Genomic DNA, 19,404 nt, shown 5'->3' with positions numbered 1-19,404 from the left:
TCCTTCAGCTTTTCCCTTTACTGGTTCTCGACCGAAAATTCGATAGGAACAGTGAGAGAAACTGTCGCCCCTGCAATCTCTTCCGGCGGCGGCGGGAACGGTTCTGCACGCCGGACAACCGCTAATGTTTCTTCATCCAGCAATGCAAAACCACCACTTTTCCGGATTTTTGCAGACAAAACATGCCCGCGTCGATCCATGACGAAAAACAGGACAGGAGTTCCCTCCTGATGCTGCGCCAGAGCGTCTGCCGGGTAACGCTTGAAACGTTCCAAACGCGCCAGAATATCGCCCTGCCAAGTCACGGGTGCGTTGCTGGAGTGACTCGCGTGAGACGCAGACGCCACGCTGCTGCTCTGGGAGGGCGTACTATCGGCAGCAGGCGGCGCTGTCATCTTGTCGGCAACAGGAGCCTGCATCGGGACCGGTTTCACCGGCTGAGGCGGGCTTTTTGCTGTTTTCTTGTGAACCTTGACCTTCTCCACCTTTGGAACTGGCACGGGCGGATGCGGTGCCGGAGACGGCGGGGCATCCACCTGCTGAGGCGTATCTGGCTGCGGTTCCGGCGGCGTGACCATCTGCTGCGGCCCGGGATCGACATCCTGTGGAGGAGCCGGCGCAGGTGTCGGCATGGGGGACATGTCAATTGCAATGGCAGGCGGGGGGGCAGCACTTGGGGCCGCAACCTGTGGTGGCGCATGTGTCACGGCCCACCAGAGTGCCACGCCTGTCAGAACAGTCATGGCAGCACCAGACAGGCCCCAGCCACGGACACTCCGCTGGTCTTCGGTCTGCTGATACCACTGATACCAGTCCCGGAAGGTCGTGGGGAGAGACGCGGGTGAAGAACTCACGGCCCTTCCCCAGCCTCCTGCCCCTGAAGCGTGACAAGCGCGACCTTGAGGAAACCAGCTTTCCGAAGCTGCCCCATTACGTCCATCAGCGTTCCATAATCGACGGTCTTGTCCGCCCGCAGGAAAATGCGCTCTTCCTTGTTTCCCTTACTGGCTTTTCCGAGTGCATCAATAAGCTGATCCGAACTGACGGCATCTTCGCCCAGAGCCAGCGTATGGTCAGCCTTGACGGTCAGGAACACCGGTTCATCCGGGCGGGGAGCAGGCGTTTCAGTAGAAGATGGCAGATCAACCGGAACGTTGACCGTCGTCAGAGGTGCAGCAACCATGAAGATCACGAGCAAAACGAGCATGACGTCGATAAACGGCGTCACGTTGATTTCGTGCGCTTCCAGCACCGCCTCATCGGCATGACGAATATGAATAGCCATACGTGCGATTACTCCGCAGCAGCCATGAAGCGCACGACATTGCCACTTGCTGCAAGCGCCGCGCGGGCCAGATCACGGGAGACCAGACGCATCACAAGTGACGTTAGATCCGCGACACAGGCGCGACAGGCCGCCGTCTGACGAGCCAGATGATTGTAGATCACAACAGCAGGAATAGCCGCGACCAGACCAAGCGCCGTGGCCAGCAGGGCCTCTGCGATACCAGGAGCAACAACAGCGAGGCTGGTCGCATGAGCGGCGGCGATGCCGGTAAAGGAGGACATGATGCCCCATACCGTTCCGAACAGGCCAATGAAGGGAGACGTCGCACCAATCGTGGCGAGCACGCCGGTCCCTCTCATCAGGCGACGGCCTTCAGCAGCTTCCAGACGCTCAAGATGCAGGACAATCCGCTCCTTGATGCCGTCACGATCGGCAGGAATATCTTCCGAGCGGCGGCGCTCCGCTTCTGCGGCCAGCACCATGGCATGAGCGATACCCGCACCATCGCGCGTCCATTCTTCTCCCAGATGCAGTGTGTCTGCGTCTTCCAGCGCCGTTTCTGATTTTTTGAGCTGCGCCCGCAAACGGATCAGCTCAACAGTTTTGGCAATGAAGATCGTCCATGTGACGACGGATGCCGCCGCCAGAAGCGTCATGACGCAGCGGACAACCGGCCCGGCGCCAAGAAACATCTGCCAGGGGGAGAAGGTAAGAGACATTACTGTGCCTGTCGGGGCGACACGCTGCGCCCTCCTGTCTCGGGGTTGAAACACGATGTCCTTGCAACAAACCGACAGTCGCCGCGCACAATCCGGGCAACACGCGCCACATGGATTGCACTAGTCTGCAAAGAGCTTTAAAGAACGATAATGAGAGTCATTCTTAATTACAAGCAGGATTCTCAGCCGCTTTGAAAAAAGCCCCAAGACCCGTCTTAGGAAGACCACACCCATGCTGATCCACATTCCGAATGTCCTGTCTCCTGAAGAGGTACGCTATTGCCGCGACCAACTTGAGACGGCGCAGTGGACAGATGGGCGTGTTACAGCGGGGGAGCAGTCTGCAAAGGCAAAGTTAAACCTTCAGATCCCGCAGGATTCAGAAGTATGCCGTGAGCTTGGAGAAATTGTTCTGAGAGCTTTAGGGCGCAACCCAACTTTTAATAGCGCGGCCCTGCCGCTGCGAGTTTATCCACCACTTTTCAACCGATACGATACCGGAATGCATTTCAACGCACATGTTGATAATGCCATCCGCCCTATTCCAGGCGCTGGTTTCCGAATCCGGACGGACGTTTCCTCCACACTATTTCTGTCTTCCCCAGAAGATTACGACGGTGGAGAACTCGTCATCCAGGACACGTACGGCAATCAGAACGTCAAACTCCCTGCGGGCGACATGGTGGTCTATCCGTCTACCAGCCTGCACAGCGTTAACCGCATTACGCGCGGGAGCCGTTGGGCATCGTTCTTCTGGTCGCAATCCATGATCCGCGACGATACAAAGCGCGCTCTTATGTACGATTTTGACCGCTCCATCATCGAGACCCGCAAGGCCCTTCCCGATGATCACCCAGCGGTTCTGGGTCTGACCTCAACCTACCACAACCTTCTGCGGCAATGGGCTGAGCTTTAAGCTGGATTGCCCCGTTTTCTGAACGGGGCAATCCAGCGTTTATCAATGCTCGTGATGGTCGTGTTCTGATGGGCCATGCTGATGTCCATGGCCACCACTCTGAAACGCCATGGCCAAAACATCGTTGGTGTTCTTACCATTCGCTTCAGCAATCTGCGCAATCGACTGGTCTTCAGATGTCACCGTCAGGCCATGCGCAGAGAGCTTATGGGCCAGCATTTCCCCGTCCATATGCGCAAGTGGAGCGACCTGAGACAGGGGAGCCTGCGTCACCAGCGGTACCAGCATGAAGGCAACCTGCTTGTTGCCAGCATGGCCTGAGGACGATTGCGGCAGGAAGAAATAGGCTGTTGAAGCCAGTGCCACCAGAAGCGGAATATAGAGTGTTCCGCGCCGGGCGTAATTGACGAGTGACGTCCAGTTCTTGATCAGATGCAGCGCGAACGGCACGAGCAGGACCATGCTCAGCCATTCATGCATCGGATGGAAAGCTCCGGGTCCCCAGTGGAAGAAAAGTGCCACCCCGGTAATAGCCGAGATCAGGAAAAATCCTGTCGTCAGTGGGGTTCCGTAACGGTTCATGAAAGTTCTGAACATTGAGCTTTCCAGAAAGGGACGCAGACGCCCTGTTAGAGAATAAAAAATTTAGCCGGGGAGAAAACGGCTGACTTCCAGCCCCGTCCCGACGGAGAGCGGAACACTCAAAATCCCCGGCTGTGAGCGAACGAATTCCTGATAGCGCCGGGCGTCTTCACCACCCGGAATAACCATATTATCCGCGACCAGAACGGCACCCGGCCGTAGATGCGGCCTCAGGGCTTCAAGGCAGGGCACATAGAGATCTTTCCAGAGATCTAGGAGGACGAAATCAATGCCGTCCTTCAACTCTGAAATCATCTCAACCGCATCCCCGATACGATACTCAATGTGTTCTTCCACACCGGCACGCGCAGCCATGTCTCTGGCGAAAGCAACCTTCTCCCGTTCCAGCTCCATGGTGATGACCCGGCCACCCGTCCGGCGTGCCGCTTCCGCCAACCACAGGGTGGAATAGCCAAAAGACGTTCCCAGTTCGAGGATCGTCGGCGCTTTGAGGTTGCGCGCCAGAATGTTGATCAGTTGCCCGGTCTGCGGGCCTACAGCCATAAAACGCTCGGACGCGGGACGGGAAATCCCGTCCGCATGGTCCTGCCGTTCTTTCAGGATCAGCTCATAATAAAGATCCAGAACGGCGTTCAGTTTATCATCCATGAGTATGCTCCTGTACGGCCAGCTTGCCGTCGCGCACCGTGTAATCCTTCTGATTATCGGGCCCGATCAGGGAGTTGGAGTAACTGTCAAACGTCATTGGCAGGGCGACAGATATCTTCACAGGATGGTAATTCGCAGCGGAATTCACATCGCCATGCCCTGTATAGCGGGCGATAAACGGGTAAGGATAAACCGGCCGACTGGCAGTTGGTGCAGCGGTGATGCCCGGGCATAAGGCTGACTGGGCATCACCGCTGCATGGATTTGACCGCCCCCGACTTTCCCTGCGCTTCCTGCCTTTTCCATGGACATATTGGACTGTGCGATTTTTTCCGTCATGATCGCATTTGGTGTAGTTCCGGTTTCCGTCCACGCCATCAGCGGAGACAGGAAGTCCACCTGCGGGAAGCCGTCACCATTTCCACAATGCCCGACACCCGGCAGCAGATAGAAACGCAGGAAACGGTCCGTCAGGGTACGTCCCATTTCCTTCTGCACACCCTGATAATAGGCAATCGTGTTGACGGGGAAAATCGACTGATCGGCCAGTCCATGCCAGAGGATCAGATGGCCGCCCCGGCGCTGAAACGGATGAAGGTTCGTATTCTCAGCATTATAGAGCGGTGCCAGTTCGTTCATGACGTCGAACATCGCATGATCGGACTGGAACTGCGTCAGATCCATGGCCTTTTCGTTCACCTCTGGTGAAATGACATAGGCAATGGCAGACGCGGCAATTCCATTACTCATGCTCTCACCCGTTGGGGACGAAGGCAGCGCCCACTGCGTTTCAGAACCGGGGAATGGTCCGTGCAGGATATAGGACCGTCCGGACGCATCAGTTGCCCCGCTATAGATCCGAAGTGCTGCCTGTGTTTCCTCCGCTGCCAGGCACTCAGACGTATTGGCCTGACCGGCCGGACACTGCACCCACGCAGGATCGAAATGACAGGCTCTCGGCTCTTCCAGAATACCGTCCGCAACTCCCGACAATGTCGGGCAGTGCTTGACAACCGCGTCATGCAGAATGGAAACACGATCCTGTAGCAGGATGTTCGTGCCATCAGCGCGCTGGTTCCCGCGGACATTCCACGCATGGTAGAATGAGTTCTGGACTGTGAAGAGTGCGGCCGGAGCACCAGCGGAAATACCGTCAAAATCATCCGGGAAACGCTGCGCCTCCATAAGCGCTTCGCGTCCGCCATCCGAACAACCTACAAAATAGGAATATTTTGGAGCCTGCCCGTAAAACGCTTTCGTCAGTGCTTTGGCGGCGAGTGTTGTCAGATGATTGGCGCGATATGCAAAATCAATCCGCTTCTGCGGATCTTTGCCAAAGAAGCCCTGCTGCAATCCCATCATGGGACCAGTGTGACCCAGATCATCACCGGCCATGACAAATTCACTATTCAAAGCAGGAGCGCAGGCGCCAGCATTGCTGACACCGATGCGCGTCATGCCACACAAGCCACCGCAACCGCAACCGCCCAGCAGAAACCGCTGCGTCCAGTGTTCCATGGGCAAGTCAACTTCAAAGGAAATGGTCGGAGCGATCTGCCCGGTAACCTTGCAGAACTTGCCTTTTGGCGTTTCCAGAACAACCGCAACCTGATGATCAACAGACGCACCGACAAACGGTGCCAAATCCGTTTTTCCAAGCATTTCACACGATATGACAGGCGCAACCGGAAGCAGACCTGCAATGGAGGTGGCCTTTGCAGACTGCCCGATCCCAAGAGCCAGCATGATCGGAAATATCGCGGCCAGCAGGCTCCACACCGGACGTGGACAGTATTGGAAAACAGACCTCAAGACGCACGTCTCCATGAACAAGGTTTAAATAGCCCGATCATATGACATCGCTTGCCCGTCCCGCGCTGCGACAGAAGTGTATGAATTTGTAAGCCCTATGCAGACGCCGCTACTCCGCACATAATCTTTCGCCGGACGAAAGCTGATCGAATGTGGTGGAGACAATGCGGGGCTGCTCTTTCTGTGCAAGCTGCCGGATGGCCTGTGCTTTCACGGCATGCAAAGCAGAATTTTCACTACGCCCAATCAGACCAATAATAGCCTGGGAAACATCCGAGAAACCGGATTGCAAAGCCCTCTGGAAACAGGATACCGCAACAGGGACATCCTGCTGTGCCAGCGCAAGACGTGCGAGATTAAAGTCTGCCCAGCAGTCCCCTCCTTCCGATGCGGCCTGAAAGAAAACTTTCGCGCCTTCCGGATCAGGCGCCCCGTTGATGCCGTCTTCATGCAGGAGCCCCAACATATTGAGGGCTTTCACATTGCCTTTTTCGGCAGACGATACATAGAGCCGGTAGGCGCGCGCGGTTCTTTGGAACCCCGTCTCCCAGCAGCAGAAGATCCGCCAGATTGAACATGGCCCACGTTTCTCCGAGGGCGGCGGCTGTCTCAAAATATGCGGCGGCCTGAGCAGGGTTACGCGGGACGCCCCACCCTCTTTCATACGCGCGACCAAGCATATTCACGGCAACCGGATGACCACTCCGTGCAGCCGCTTCAAAATATGGAAAAGCTTCAGCCAGCCACCCCCTGTCCACATGCATTTGGCCCAAAAGTAATTGGGCCTGTACCTGCGGAGGGCAACTCACCACTGTCATTTCGTTTTCAAAATCTGGACCAACGGGCTGTCCGCACGACGCCATGATATTTCACCGATACTCACCATAAAAACCCTCCCGGCCAATGACCGGAAGGGCTGCAAACAGTTCTGTCTGAAGCTCGCTTCAGAAATTGAGGCCAAAGCTTCCCATGAACGTCCGCCCTGACATCGGAACAGCGCGGCTAGAGCTGAACGCTGAACCATAATTCAGATGGTTAGTCAGATTATTGGCATTAAACTGCACATGATAACGGCCGTAGTCGTAAGACACGATGCCGTTCAGCGAGAAGTTGTAAGGCATGCGCGCCGTATTGGCCTCGTTAGCCCAGTAGCCGGAGCTATACTGTGCACCGCCGCCAGCCTTCAGCGTACCCTGACCAGCTCTCAGCACCAGATGCGACAGGTTGTAGGTGCTCCAGACCGAGAACGTATTGTGCGGAAGCTGAGGCGCCTGATTGCCATACATCGTAGCGCTGTTCGTCACTTTGCCGCCCATATATGCGTAGGTGGCATAGATATCCCAGGCCTGCGTGATCTTGCCGGTCGCACTCAACTCAACACCGCGGATCCGGCGGCCTGTTCCAGCATCCTGGAAACCCGTGATGATGCTGCCATCGTCATCATACGTGTAAGAGTTGTTCTGGTTGATCTGAAACAGAGCTCCCGTCACACCGAGGCGCTTGTTGAAGAAATCCAGCTTGCTTCCAACTTCAAACAGATCACTGCGCTGCGGCTTCAGATCACGACCATTGACCGCAACGTCTCCGACGCTGGCCTGATTGGTAATCTGGGAAGACACATCGGTTCCGACAGGCTTGTAAGAGCGAGCAAACGTGAAATAGACGATCGCGTCTTTGGTGATGTCATACATGATGCTGGCAGACGGACTGAACTTGTTGGAGCTCTGCGCCTGTGTACCAGAAGAGGCAGCCGCAGCACTCCAGTACGTGCTCTTATAGCTATCCCAACGGAACGTTCCGAAAATGGACAGTTTCTTGGTGAGGTGAATTTTATCAGCCAGGAACAGGCCCAGATCACGGAAATCTGCGGTCCGATGTCCGCTGGATGGCCAGGTGATATATGTGCCCGGCGAAGAGTAGTATGGGTTGCGGATGGTCTGATTGTTCGTCCGGTTCACATACGTGCCCATGATCCGGTCGTCCTTGGTGTAGTTGATATCCACACCAGCCCGCAGATCATGCTTCAGGAACCACGTGTCAAATTTCGAACGCGTCATCATAACGTTCTGAATGCCCCAGCCATCCTGCTGGTAAGCAGCACCACCGCCTGCGCCGTAGGCCAAAGACGGGTTTCCTCCGGCAAGGAAACTGGAAGCACAGGCGCCGGAACAGGCACTGGGATTGGTCGCTGCGTAATCACGATGATAATGGCTGAAACGCGTGTCGTTGCTGAGTGTCAGCCACTTTGCAATTTCAGTTGCGAATTTCGACGTGACCATGTGGATATTGGAATTATCCCGGTCAAAATTGCGCGTATATGTCGTGTTTCGGTTCAATCCGTGTTCGGTAATTGGCGTGTACGTATTGCCAATCTGGATCATCGGCACACCGTAATCCGGCGTTCCGCGGCTTCTGAGCCAATGATAGTCCAGGTGATAAGTGGTTTTCGTTCCCAAGCCAAAACCAAGATCAGCCGCCACGCCATAACGGTCTGACCGAACATTGTTCCGGTCTGTCACGTCCTGCTTGTTGTACATGCCGTTCACGCGAAGGGCAGTATGTTTGCCAAGCTGGTAATTGACGTCTGCGGAACCGCGATACTGCATCCCGCTTCCGATGGACTGATCCAGCGCGTAATGATTTCCAAGATGCGCCTTTTTCAGCGTCTGGTTAATCACACCGCCCACGTTACCCACACCGAAATACTCGCCGCTCGGGCTTTTGACCACTTCAACACTATCTGTGTTGAACGTGTCACGCACATAGGTGCCGAAATCCCGCAAACCATCTTCGTAAATGTCGCCGCGGGCCTGCTGGCCACGAATACGGAACTGATCGCCATTCAGGCCGCCGTTCCCCTCACCGGTAGACATGGTGATGCCCGGAACATTCGCCAGAGCTTGATCCAGCGTGAACAGACGCTGCTGTTCGATCAACGCCTTGGGAACAACGCTGATGATCTGAGGCGTTTCCCGAACGGTATCCGGCATACGCCCGATATCGAGTGTGGTGTTGTTCGTATTGGTCTGTTCCGGCGCAGCCGTGTCGGTCTGTCCGTGAACCTTGACAGCAGGAAGACTGACGGACGCCGCATCGTTGGCAGCCCCGGCATCTTGGGCGTCTGCTTCTCCGGTTTCCGTCACGCCCAGCCCCGCCCCCAGAGCCAGAAGCGCCAGTTTCTGCCATTTGACGGTGGAGGATTGACCTGCCTCGGTGGAAATCAGGCTATCTGTCAGAGATCGCGGGCTGAGATGTTCGTTTTTCGAAAGCATGAAACCACCTGAACTGATTGGCCGACAGCACACAGACGAAACAGTCGCCAGCCTTGATCACCCTGAACGATCCCGCCGCCATCACCGCATTCAAACGGACGGCTTATTCGAGAAATGCATTCCTCCAAGACCATGCACATCACATCTGCATGCCAAAACTGGCGCTATCTTCCTCAGAAAAAGTGCTAATGCAAATTATTCTCAACAATAATATAAAATATTCTTCTAACACATCTCACACAGTGCGAATTCGCCACAGTTCCTGCCGCACGGCATGGTGCACGGTTTCACGCAGCCAACGGTGCAACTGGTCCATGTCAACGCGTGGATGCCAGGCCTGAAAAGGCCGAACGGGCGGCAGTTCGAACGGAAATTCGAAGCTATCCAACCCCATGCGTTCAAGCGGAAAACGCTCAATAACAGTTCTGGGCAAAGGCAGAATGAGATCAGTTTCGCCAATAGCCGCGATCAAAGAATGATAGGTCGGCACAACCATCGCAATCCGGCGTGACAACCCATAGCGTTCCTTCAAGATCGCATCGATCGGTCCGTTCGAGCGGCCTTTTCTGGACACACTCACATGGTCGTACGCGGCCAGAGACTGAGGCGTTATCTTATCCTTCAGAATAGGATGCCCTTTCCGAACCAGCGCGCTAAACGACGTTTCAAACAGGGTTTGTCGCATGATTTCCGGACTCAGTTCATCCGTCGCGCCAATATAAAGATCAATCTTGTTCCCCCGCAGAGCTTCACTGGCCGTCCCTTCCGATTCCGGTGAGAACACGATCCGGCAGTCAGGACACTCCTTTTGCAGCGCCTGAAGAATAGGGCGCCCGAATGCTCCCACCACAATATCATTCGCCCGAATGGTAAACTTCGGGGACATGGCTTTCAGGTTCAGCGGGGCGCCATCATTGAGAAGGTCATCCGCTTCCCGAACGAGCGTCTGCACACGATCCCGAATACGGTTCGCAAAGGCCGTCGCCACCATACGTCGCCCTGACATGACAAGAATCGGATCCCCGAACACGGTTCTCAAACGCGCGAGATGCCGGCTCATGGCGGGCTCACTCACCTTGAGACGGCGCGCCGCAAGGGAGACGCTCTGCTCCTCCACCAGCACCTGAAGGTAACGCAGGAGATCCAGATCATAACGGCGTCCGAGAGGCTGCTTGTCTGACATGCGACATCCTTCCTGCGAGTAACGGCAAACGTTCCTGTGAGCATAAACAGGAACGATGCGGTCCAACATACAGAAATGAAAGACTTCTCGCTCACCCTTCCGAAAAATGGAATCCTCACTTACCCGAAGTGAGGGTTTTCTGCGGCCACCATGCCTCGATAGATGCGCTCAGACACCAAGAGAGCAGCTGATGGCATTACCTTCACAAACCGCAGCGCCACCCGCGCAACCCTCTTACATGCCGCCCTTCGGGATGCGCACCCTGATCGGGTGCCTTGGCATGTTGCTGGCCGTTCATGTTGCGGGTTTCAACGAACACATCACCGAAATCGGACTGTCGGACATTCGTGGCGCCATGCATATCGGCCATGATGAAGGCACCTGGTTCATCTCGACCTACGAAGCCTTCAACATTGCCGCCATGGCCTTCACGCCATGGTTTTACATGACGTTCTCGATCTACCGGTTTTCGATTTTCATGACGGCAGTTCTTGCCCTGCTGTCCATTCCGCTGCCGTTCATGCCGGACATGATTTCCCTGTGTTTTCTGCGCGCGGCACAAGGCCTGAGCGCGGGATGTCTGCCGCCTGTCCTGATGACGGTCATGCTCAAATATCTGCCGCCGCCCATCAAGGTGTTTGGTATTGGGGGTTACGCCATGAGTGCGACCTTTGGACCTAATCTGGGTGGCCCACTGGAAGCCTTATGGTTCGAGCATTTCGGCTGGCACTGGCTTTACTGGGAAGTCATCCCTCTCAGCGCGATAGCCATTGCCATGATGGCTTATGGCCTTCCCAAAGACCCCGTACACCTCGAACGTTTCATGAAGTTCAACTGGCGCGGGTTCTTCATTGGTGTGCCGTCTATTCTTTGTGTCGTGACGGTTCTCTATCAGGGAGACCGGCTGGACTGGTTCCGCTCTCCCATTATTTCCCATCTGACATTCTGGGGAGGTGCCCTGTTTCTGGGCTTCCTGTTCCACGAATGGCACCATCACACACCATTTTTCCGGCTCCAGTACTGGAAGAACCGTAACATTGCCATGGCGATGCTCACGCTTGTGGGTGTCCTGGTGATCTGTAGCCTCATGATGGAGGTTCCCTCCACCTATCTGGCAGAAGTCCGGGGGTATCGCCCATCGCAGACGGCACCTATTGCGCTCATGGTTGCCCTGCCACAGCTCATCATGCTTCCGCTGACGGCGGCTCTTTGCAACATGCGTTCAGTGGACTGCCGGTATCTGCTCGGCATCGGCATGAGCTGCCTCGGACTGGCTGCATTCCTTGGAACGTGGCTCACCCCGGACTGGGTACGGGACAATTTCTATCTTCTACAGGGCCTCCAGATCGTGGGGCAGCCAATGGTGGTCATTCCCGTCCTGATGCTGGCCACGATGTCTCTCGGACCGGCAGATGGACCGTTCATTTCCGGCATGGTGAATATGCTCAAGGGCATGGCGAATGCTGTTGCTGCCGCCTTGTTCGAAATCCTGCTCAGACGGCGTAAGCAATACCATTCCAACATGCTGCTCGACCGTTCCGGCAACAATGCGACGGCATTGTCAGGCATGGGAAATCCGATCGAGAACGCCATCCAGAACAGCTCACCTGACAGTGCGCATGTCTCACGGAACGCACTGCAGATCTTCCATACCTATGTGCATGAACAGTCCGTCGTGCTTGCTCTGGCAGACATATACCTCGTTATTGCAGTGCTGTGCGCAGCTTACGTCGTTCTGGCCATTATCCTGCCCAAGCGCGTTTATCCGCCCGGCAAAGGCCCGGCCCCCAAACCTGCACCCGCTCCCACCTCTGTACCGGCGGCTCCCCTCTCCGCCCCCGCCCATTAAGATCCGGATCTCTCAGACATGATTTATGGAAAACCTCTTCTTCTCGCCGGATGTGCTGTCGTGGTGCTAGCCGGACTGGCCTGGAGCGCCGATCGCTTCTTCGTGGGTGATGGCGTGCACCAGAAGACTAATGATGCTTACGTCACGGCCGACTTCACAGCCGTCGCCCCGAAGGTGGCCGGCCGTATCGACCGCGTTCTGGCGGAAGACAACGAATACGTTCACGCGGGGGAAGAACTCGCCCACATCGAAGACGACGACTATCGCGCAGCGCTTGCAGCAGCCAAGGGCGATGTAGCCGCAGCCGAAGGCGAAGTTGGTAATCTACAGGCAGCCCTCGCACGGCAGGACAGCCTGATCGCCGCCGCATCAGATACCGTCAAAGCCGACGAGGCCAGCCTTGTCTTCGCCCAGCAGAATGCAACGCGCTACCACAATCTGTCTGCCGGGGGTGCCAGCACTCTGGAGCAGCAACAGGGCGCGGATGCCCGTCTTCGTGAAGCCATGGCGGCCATCGCGCGCGACAAAGCAGGCGTGGACAGCGCGAAACAACAAATTCCCGTTCTTCAGGCTCAGATTCAGCGTGCTCAAGGCGCTCTCCTCAAGACACAGAGCACAGAACATCAGGCCGAACTCAATCTGTCTTATTGCACCATTCCTGCCCCGGTTGATGGCATTATCGGTGAGCGTGGCGTACGCGTGGGCGCCTATGTGCATCCCGGCACAGGCCTGCTGGCTGTGGTGCCGGTACAGAACGCTTATGTCCTCGCCAACTTCCAGGAAACCCAGCTGACCAAAATGCAAACAGGTCAGCGGGCAACCATCTGGGTCGATACCTTCCCCGGTCATCCTCTCCATGCCCACGTGGACAGTCTGGCTCCTGCGACTGGCGTGGCCTTTGCGGCAATCCAGCCCGATAATGCAACGGGCAACTTTACGAAGGTGGTCCAGCGCGTCCCGGTCAAACTCACATTCGATGCAGGTCAGCCTCTCGCCGCCAAGGTCCGTGTCGGCATGTCTGTTGAAGCGGAAGTCGATACAGCCTCACAGCCTGAGGGGCCCCACGCCCGCGACAACCGTTACGCCTGGCAGTGAGACACCCCATGCGCCTTTCTTTCTTCTCTCGGGTTACGGCCCTGCTGTCCGTCACGGCCCTGACTGCGTGTACGGTCGGTCCGGACTATCACGCCCCACCAGATCACGCGCCTGCGCAATATCATCAGAGCGTCACACCAGCCGGGGATCATCCGACGCAGACTGCACTCAATCCACAATGGTGGCGTCTCTACAACGACCCGGTGCTGACACAGCTTGAAGCTGACGTGGCTCGCAGCAACCTTGATCTGCGAACAGCAGCCCTGAATCTGGCTGAAAGCTCCGCAGAACGACGGATTGCCAGTGCCGCGCAAATGCCCCGCCTGGATGGAGCAGCGTCCTACGCACGGGAGCGCGCCAGCACCAACGGTATCCTTGGACTTCTGGGAACAACCGAGCAGGCCAGTCCCGGCGATATTGCCAGTGGTGCGCAGGGATTTGGCCCCGCCGCCGCTGATGGCGCGAAGGGCAATCCCTCTTTCAACCTTCCCCAGTACGGTCTGAGTGCCTCTTGGGAAGTTGATTTCTGGGGGCATGTCCGGCGGCAGGTTGAAGCCGCCACAGCGGCCATGCATGCAACGGAAGACATGCAGCGCAACGTGCTTGTCTCCCTCATGGCGGAGACCGCACAGGACTATATTGCGCTCCGAAATGTGCAGGCTCAGATTGCCATTACCCAGCAGAGCATCGAGATTGCCCATCACAGCGTGGACCTGACAACGCTGCGCTTTACACAGGGAACTGCCACCAAACTGGATGTCGCCTATTCCCGTGGACAGATGCACAGCTTCGAAGCCCGTCTGCCCCCTCTGAAAAGCCAGAGCGTGCATCTGATCAATGCCCTCAGTTTCCTTGTGGCACGTGAACCCGGTGCCTTGGCCAGTACACTGAACAAACCTGGTATCATTCCGCCCGTCCCAACCAACATCCCAACGGGGCTGCCATCTCAGCTCGCGGACCGGAGACCGGATATTCGCGCGGCCAAAGAACGCCTGCATGCTGCAACGGCGAGTATCGGTGTGGCGATTGCAGACTTTTACCCGCGCATCACATTGTCTGGCAGCCTAGATATTCAGGCACTCCAGTTCAGCGGACTTGGATCATGGGCGTCGCGTCAGTACGGCTTTGGCCCAACCATGACATTGCCCCTCTTTGAGGGCGGCCGCCTGACAGGACAGTTGCACCTTCGCAAGGCCCAGCAGAAAGAAGCCGCCATTGCTCTGCAGCGCACAATCCTCCGCGCATGGGAAGAAATCGATGATGCTATGACGGACCTTAGTACAGCTCAGGACCGCCAGAAACGGCTGGAAGAAAGCGTTACCGAGAACGAAACGGCCGTTCACATTGCTCAGCTACAATACAGCCAGGGTGCGGGCGACTTCCTGAATGTTCTCACCGCACAAAACGCGCTTCTTGCAACACGCAGCGCCCTTTCCGAGGCCAGAGCAGGCGTTTCCGTTTCAATGACACATCTTTACCGCGCTCTAGGGGGCGGTTGGGAAGGCTCTCTTTAAACACTCCGGATATTTCCAATCCGACATTCTGTCGTTCGGCGTCTCACCAGCTGGACGACAGATCTGACACCTTTTCGGTGCATCCTCTGCTGAGGATATATTCAGCAAATCCATGAAATACCGTGCGCTAAAGACCTTCTGTATTTCCCAGAAAGCTATTTCTGGCGAACAGAACGCTTTTGCCTTAACGCTTATGACCTGAAAAAAGGTCTTTTTGTGATATTATCTTTCAGATATACCCACACAAAAGAACGTTGTTAGTATTTTTTTAGTGTTTTCTCGCGACACTCGGATTTATGGTCAAGCGGGACAGGCTTAGTGAACACTTTTCAGGAACAGAATTTCGGAACTTATCTTGAATCACTTCAGGCATGGTCCGAAAGTTCTCACGATTCCTTTGTTCTCCATGCTCTTGATTGCTCGGCTATTGTTGCCGTAACGAATACTAAAGGAAAAATTCTTTCCGTTAATGAAAAATTCGTTGAAATCAGTGGCTATTCCAGGGCTGAACTGATTGGGCAAGATCATCGAATGCTTCATTCAGGCGTTCATGATTCTAATTTTTTCCAGAAGATGTACCGCACCATCGCACAAGGTGGCGTTTGGCACGGTGAGATCTGCAATAAAAAGAAGAACGGAAAATTATACTGGGTCGATACGACTATTGTTCCCCGATGCAATGAAAAAGGGAAAGTCATCAACTATGTGGCAATCCGCTTTGACATCACCGCCCGTAAACGTGCCGAACAACGCCTGACAGCAAACCGGCTGAAACTGCAGGAAGCCGTCAACACTGACTTCCTGACCAATATCTCCAACCGCACATCATTTTCACAGTATCTGAAGGTCCTTTTCGCACAGGAACATCCGGACAACCGGCATTTCTGCCTGTGCCTGCTCGATATCGATACGTTCAAGATCATTAATGATACATCGGGCCATGAGTCCGGTGATCGCCTGCTGAAAAAAATTGCAGGTCGTCTGAAGACCTTTCAGTCGACCGACTGTTTCATCGCACGCATTGGCGGCGACGAATTTGCCATCATCATGGTGTCAAACGATCCACAGATCTTTGAAATCAAGCTTCAGAAAATTCTTGAGGCCATGCGATTTCGGTTTCGTAGCGGAAGTTTGACGCATCTATGCAGTGCCAGTCTGGGATATGCCGTCTCAAAACTGAATGACAGTCGGAAACGCGAAATTCTGCGCTGTGCAGACCTTGCACTTTATGAAGCCAAAGCAGACGGCCGCAATAGAATCAAAAAATATGCTCCTTTCATGAAAGAAAAAACGGAGCGTCGTTCCCGACTACGGACAGCCATGCAGGCCGCGTTGAAAAAGAAGCAGTTCAAACTTTTCTATCAGTTGGTCCTCCCCTTAAATCAGGAACGCCCCCCCTCTTTCGAGGCTCTCTTACGGTGGGATCATCCAGAGCGCGGTCTTCTCAGCCCGCAATATTTTTATGATGCTTTTGACGATGCCGAGCTCAGTATTGCAATTGGGAATTTCGTGCTGCGACAGGCTCTCACGGACATCCGGTATCTGCTGCAACACAAAATTCCTTTTGACCGCATTTCCATCAACGTAACGTCAGATGATTTCCGGGATCATAATTTTACGGAACGGCTTTTCCGTGAAATGAAGAAATATGCTGTCCCGGCTGAAAAACTGACAATCGAGATTACGGAAAAAATTCTCTTCGGCCAGCACAACCAGCATATTCTGGATGAACTCAAGAAACTCAATCGCGCCGGCGTCCAGATTTCACTGGATGATTTTGGAACCGGCTTTGCATCTCTCACCCATCTCCGAACTGTGACATTCGATCATATCAAGATCGACCGCGTCTTCACCTCAGGCGTTACGGAACGCGGTATCGATACGGCCATTATCCAAGGTGTTATCGATATTGTTCACAGCATGAACCGTGTTGTTGTCGCGGAAGGCGTCGAAACAGCTGAGCAAGCAGAAGAACTGCTCCTGATGGGATGTGACTTCCTGCAAGGCTGGCATTTTTCAAAAGCTGTTCCCTTGTCTCAAATCCCACACGTTCTGAACATGGACGGCCCACCCTGGATCAGGAGTGAATCAATCGTCCCTGAAATGGATGTTGCCGAATAGGCCTTTTCAGCTGCGTTCCATACAAAAACGGAGGCAGACTGCTTTCGCAGCTGCCCCCGCTCTTAACTCTGGATAGTTCCGACGATCAGAACCGCTGATCAATACCCGTCAGGATTGTACGGCGCAGACCATACTGTGGCGCACCGACGCCAATCCCGCTGCCATCACGCAGGAGATAGGTCTTGTCGAACAGGTTCGTTACATCCAGACGAACCTGCGTCTGCTTCAGGAATGGAACGTGGAACAGATCCTTGAAAGACTGGACCAGCGACAGGTTGAACGTCGCGTACTGCGGGACAGAAGCACCATTCGGCGTCGCCCCATCCGCTCTCAGACCACTTCCATAAACCATCGTTGCTGACAGACGCAGCGGATGACCAGTTCTATAGAAAGCCGTGTAGCTCGTCCCCGCAGAAGCCGTCCAACGCTGATCATGATCAAGATGGACCCAGTGCTTCTTGATATACGACAGATCTTCCGGATCGAAGTTCCATTCACCAGACACCACATCCTTGCCGATGGCGCGCGACCAGGAGAAGTTGCCGTAAACACTGAAGGCACCCCGTGTGTAGTCCGTTGAGAATTCGTATCCGTGAACCTGTCCACGGCGATAGTTGAACACAGACAGGATGACTGGGGAGCCGAACTGCCCTTCGTCGATCATGTTCTTCGCCAGCTTGACGTAGGCATCAAACGACGCATGCCAGCCTGGCAGGATCGTCTGGGAGAAGCCTGCGTCAAAGTAATGATCGCGCTCAGCCTTGACTGTGCTGTTTTTGTAGTTCGCAGGCTGTGCAGATGTGCCGGTGTATTTGTACAGGGCCGTTCCGGTCACGAGTTCGAACGGCGGCGGCGTGAAGTAACGGGAATAGCCCGCGTGGAAGGTCCCACCATGCCAAGGCTTATAAACGATATTAATGCGCGGGCTGACCTGCTTTGAATGGGTGTATTCATCCACACCATCAAAGCGCAGACCGTAATTGATGGTCAGGTTCTTGATCGGGCGCCATTCATCCTGAGCGTACAGACCGTACATCCAGCCAGTCCGGCCAGAACCATCATGAATATTGGTCGTATCGCCGGAGTAAACGGCATTGCCGTCATCATCTTCACCCGTCTGCGTATAAACGGTTGAATCAGACTTGGACGTATTACGCTCAACATAGACCTGATAGCCGAAACGGACGGTATGGTTCTTCGCGGCCTGCCAGGTCGCATCCGTCTGGTTTCCGGTTGAGAAAACCGAGCGGGCTGCGCGCTGTGCAATACCGTTATAAACCAGATCGCCCAACGGATCAGGCGAGTAACGCAGGGAGCTGTATCGCAGCACGGCAGACGTCTGGAAGCTCAGGCGGCCCATGTCCTTCTGAAGGGACAACATGCCGAAATCCGTGATTTCCTTCTGGTGCTCGCTCAGACTGTTACTATCGCCGTTTCCATACTGGTTCTGGGACAGAGTGCTGCCCGTATAGGACGGATTGGCAAACTGGCGCTGCTGACCCGGATTGTTCGGGAGCTGGTACTCGGCATTCGAAACACCGGCGGTCAGGCTGATCCGGGTATTTTCATCAACCGTGTAACGGGCGTGACCGAGGAAGTGATACTGATTGGTCAGATCGTGAATCGCATTGAAGCTAGGGGTCGTGTTTTCAATACCAACGCGGTTGTGGACATAATCAGCCGTAGCGAACCAGTCCCACTTCCCCTTGTGACCACCATATTGAAGTGACGGGAAGAAATAGTCGCGCGCGCCACCGTAGATGGAGATGCTGCCACCGGGATCGGAATAGCCGTTTTTGGTGTTGATATCGATCACACCAGCCTGAAGAAATCCGTACTCGCTGGGGAGCGCGCCCGTCGTCAGAGACATGGAATGTGCGAAGCGGGTCATCAGCGCCTGACCGAAGACGCTCATGCCTTCCGGTAGGGCAACGCCATCCAGACGAAACTGAACTTCGTTATGGTCGCCACGAACATGGATCTGGCCATAACTATCCTGCGCAACACCCGGAGCCTGAAGCAGAACGGACGTGAGCGGGGCATTGTCACCACCCGGATTGGTCTCAATATCCTGACGGCTGAAATGATAGGTCGTGGCACCCGTGGAAGACTGAAGCGCGTCGCGGGCACGTTCCAGATGGGCATTGACGACAATATTGTCTTCACCCTGGCGGCTCGTTTCCGTCACGGTTGTGCCGTGCTGGTCGTCAGAATGACCGAAGCTGGAACGGGACGTTTCCGTATCGGTTGTCGTGCCTGTCGTTGCGTCCTGAGCATATGCCGTACCACACAGGGCAGTCGTGCACCCAAGCAGCAGAATAAAAGATCGAGCAGACACAAAAGGCAGCATGTTGTCCTCAGAAGGCGAAGAAGGTTCTAAGTGC

General features: G+C 55.2%; 17 protein-coding genes. 5 read left to right on the top strand and 12 right to left on the bottom strand.

Annotation, left to right across the window (positions count from 1 at the left end; translation table 11 throughout):
- Positions 1-17: 17 nt before the first annotated feature.
- From HK24_RS06495 to exbB, 3 genes are read right to left on the bottom strand one after another with little or no spacing between them, the layout of a single operon-like run.
- Complete coding sequence (locus HK24_RS06495; RefSeq protein ID WP_086633777.1) at positions 18-854, bottom strand: energy transducer TonB; 837 nt, start codon at positions 852-854, stop codon at positions 18-20.
- Positions 851-1,285, bottom strand: coding sequence for a TonB system transport protein ExbD (exbD, locus tag HK24_RS06490; RefSeq protein WP_046900084.1), 435 nt, complete (start codon positions 1,283-1,285; stop codon positions 851-853). The genes HK24_RS06495 and exbD overlap by 4 nt, the downstream gene beginning before the upstream one ends.
- Positions 1,286-1,293: 8 nt before the next feature.
- A complete protein-coding gene (exbB, locus tag HK24_RS06485; RefSeq protein ID WP_046900085.1) occupies positions 1,294-2,007 on the bottom strand; it encodes a tonB-system energizer ExbB in 714 nt (237 codons plus the stop codon).
- Positions 2,008-2,239: 232 nt separating this feature from the next.
- On the opposite strand from exbB, the gene HK24_RS06480 reads away from it, so the two are divergent.
- Positions 2,240-2,923: a Fe2+-dependent dioxygenase gene (locus HK24_RS06480; protein ID WP_086633776.1), complete on the top strand. Its 684-nt coding sequence runs from the start codon at positions 2,240-2,242 to the stop codon at positions 2,921-2,923.
- A gap of 42 nt (positions 2,924-2,965) precedes the next feature.
- Here HK24_RS06480 and HK24_RS06475 read toward each other — a convergent pair whose 3' ends face one another.
- The 8 genes from HK24_RS06475 to HK24_RS06450 all read right to left on the bottom strand — a co-directional run bounded on the left by HK24_RS06475 (position 2,966) and on the right by HK24_RS06450 (position 10,441).
- On the bottom strand, positions 2,966-3,520 hold the full coding sequence (locus HK24_RS06475) for a hypothetical protein (RefSeq protein ID WP_198942078.1): 555 nt from the start codon (positions 3,518-3,520) through the stop codon (positions 2,966-2,968).
- 48 nt (positions 3,521-3,568) lie between these two features.
- The gene (locus HK24_RS06470) at positions 3,569-4,174 is read right to left on the bottom strand and encodes an O-methyltransferase (RefSeq protein ID WP_086633775.1); all 606 of its coding nucleotides are present in this window, start codon (positions 4,172-4,174) and stop codon (positions 3,569-3,571) included.
- Complete coding sequence (locus HK24_RS13970) at positions 4,167-4,295, bottom strand: hypothetical protein (RefSeq protein WP_255376437.1); 129 nt, start codon at positions 4,293-4,295, stop codon at positions 4,167-4,169. The genes HK24_RS06470 and HK24_RS13970 overlap by 8 nt, the downstream gene beginning before the upstream one ends.
- Before the next feature lie 23 nt (positions 4,296-4,318).
- Positions 4,319-5,986: a tannase/feruloyl esterase family alpha/beta hydrolase gene (locus tag HK24_RS06465; RefSeq protein WP_233126150.1), complete on the bottom strand. Its 1,668-nt coding sequence runs from the start codon at positions 5,984-5,986 to the stop codon at positions 4,319-4,321.
- Positions 5,987-6,095: 109 nt separating this feature from the next.
- Positions 6,096-6,452, bottom strand: coding sequence for a hypothetical protein (locus HK24_RS13840; protein ID WP_233126149.1), 357 nt, complete (start codon positions 6,450-6,452; stop codon positions 6,096-6,098).
- Positions 6,433-6,849 carry a tetratricopeptide repeat protein gene (locus HK24_RS13835; protein WP_233126148.1) on the bottom strand — a complete coding sequence of 139 codons (417 nt, stop codon included), beginning with the start codon at positions 6,847-6,849 and terminating at the stop codon, positions 6,433-6,435. The genes HK24_RS13840 and HK24_RS13835 overlap by 20 nt, the downstream gene beginning before the upstream one ends.
- An 81-nt stretch (positions 6,850-6,930) precedes the next feature.
- Complete coding sequence (locus HK24_RS06455) at positions 6,931-9,258, bottom strand: TonB-dependent siderophore receptor (RefSeq protein ID WP_198942077.1); 2,328 nt, start codon at positions 9,256-9,258, stop codon at positions 6,931-6,933.
- A 235-nt stretch (positions 9,259-9,493) separates the two neighbouring features.
- The gene (locus HK24_RS06450; protein WP_086633774.1) at positions 9,494-10,441 is read right to left on the bottom strand and encodes a LysR substrate-binding domain-containing protein; all 948 of its coding nucleotides are present in this window, start codon (positions 10,439-10,441) and stop codon (positions 9,494-9,496) included.
- Between the two features lie 190 nt (positions 10,442-10,631).
- On the opposite strand from HK24_RS06450, the gene HK24_RS06445 reads away from it, so the two are divergent.
- The 4 genes from HK24_RS06445 (at position 10,632) to HK24_RS06430 (ending at position 17,020) form a co-directional block, all read left to right on the top strand.
- A complete protein-coding gene (locus tag HK24_RS06445) occupies positions 10,632-12,290 on the top strand; it encodes an MFS transporter (protein ID WP_086633773.1) in 1,659 nt (552 codons plus the stop codon).
- Positions 12,291-12,308: 18 nt separating this feature from the next.
- The gene (locus HK24_RS06440) at positions 12,309-13,385 is read left to right on the top strand and encodes an HlyD family secretion protein (protein ID WP_086633772.1); all 1,077 of its coding nucleotides are present in this window, start codon (positions 12,309-12,311) and stop codon (positions 13,383-13,385) included.
- An 8-nt stretch (positions 13,386-13,393) separates the two neighbouring features.
- A complete protein-coding gene (locus HK24_RS06435) occupies positions 13,394-14,899 on the top strand; it encodes an efflux transporter outer membrane subunit (RefSeq protein WP_086633771.1) in 1,506 nt (501 codons plus the stop codon).
- Positions 14,900-15,217: 318 nt separating this feature from the next.
- Positions 15,218-17,020, top strand: a complete 1,803-nt coding sequence (locus tag HK24_RS06430; RefSeq protein ID WP_086633770.1) for a GGDEF domain-containing phosphodiesterase — start codon at positions 15,218-15,220, stop codon at positions 17,018-17,020.
- Between the two features lie 85 nt (positions 17,021-17,105).
- Here HK24_RS06430 and HK24_RS06425 read toward each other — a convergent pair whose 3' ends face one another.
- Positions 17,106-19,370 carry a TonB-dependent receptor gene (locus HK24_RS06425; protein ID WP_086633769.1) on the bottom strand — a complete coding sequence of 755 codons (2,265 nt, stop codon included), beginning with the start codon at positions 19,368-19,370 and terminating at the stop codon, positions 17,106-17,108.
- Between the last annotated feature and the right edge of the window lie 34 nt (positions 19,371-19,404).

This window comes from Gluconobacter sp. DsW_058, from assembly GCF_002153615.1.
In the GTDB taxonomy this organism is placed as follows: Bacteria; Pseudomonadota; Alphaproteobacteria; order Acetobacterales; family Acetobacteraceae; genus Gluconobacter; species Gluconobacter cerinus.
This window is presented reverse-complemented; position numbering and strand designations above follow the sequence as displayed.

Bases quoted from the DNA above. Each gene is read 5' to 3' on its own strand.
- exbD (WP_046900084.1), bottom strand. From the start codon at position 1,285: ATGGCTATTCATATTCGTCATGCCGATGAGGCGGTGCTGGAAGCGCAC.
- exbB (WP_046900085.1), bottom strand. From the start codon at position 2,007: ATGTCTCTTACCTTCTCCCCCTGGCAGATGTTTCTTGGCGCCGGGCCG.
- HK24_RS06480 (WP_086633776.1), top strand. From the start codon at position 2,240: ATGCTGATCCACATTCCGAATGTCCTGTCTCCTGAAGAGGTACGCTAT.
- HK24_RS06475 (WP_198942078.1), bottom strand. From the start codon at position 3,520: ATGTTCAGAACTTTCATGAACCGTTACGGAACCCCACTGACGACAGGA.
- HK24_RS06470 (WP_086633775.1), bottom strand. From the start codon at position 4,174: ATGGATGATAAACTGAACGCCGTTCTGGATCTTTATTATGAGCTGATC.
- HK24_RS13840 (WP_233126149.1), bottom strand. From the start codon at position 6,452: ATGTTGGGGCTCCTGCATGAAGACGGCATCAACGGGGCGCCTGATCCG.
- HK24_RS13835 (WP_233126148.1), bottom strand. From the start codon at position 6,849: ATGGCGTCGTGCGGACAGCCCGTTGGTCCAGATTTTGAAAACGAAATG.
- HK24_RS06455 (WP_198942077.1), bottom strand. From the start codon at position 9,258: ATGCTTTCGAAAAACGAACATCTCAGCCCGCGATCTCTGACAGATAGC.
- HK24_RS06450 (WP_086633774.1), bottom strand. From the start codon at position 10,441: ATGTCAGACAAGCAGCCTCTCGGACGCCGTTATGATCTGGATCTCCTG.
- HK24_RS06445 (WP_086633773.1), top strand. From the start codon at position 10,632: ATGGCATTACCTTCACAAACCGCAGCGCCACCCGCGCAACCCTCTTAC.
- HK24_RS06440 (WP_086633772.1), top strand. From the start codon at position 12,309: ATGATTTATGGAAAACCTCTTCTTCTCGCCGGATGTGCTGTCGTGGTG.
- HK24_RS06435 (WP_086633771.1), top strand. From the start codon at position 13,394: ATGCGCCTTTCTTTCTTCTCTCGGGTTACGGCCCTGCTGTCCGTCACG.
- HK24_RS06425 (WP_086633769.1), bottom strand. From the start codon at position 19,370: ATGCTGCCTTTTGTGTCTGCTCGATCTTTTATTCTGCTGCTTGGGTGC.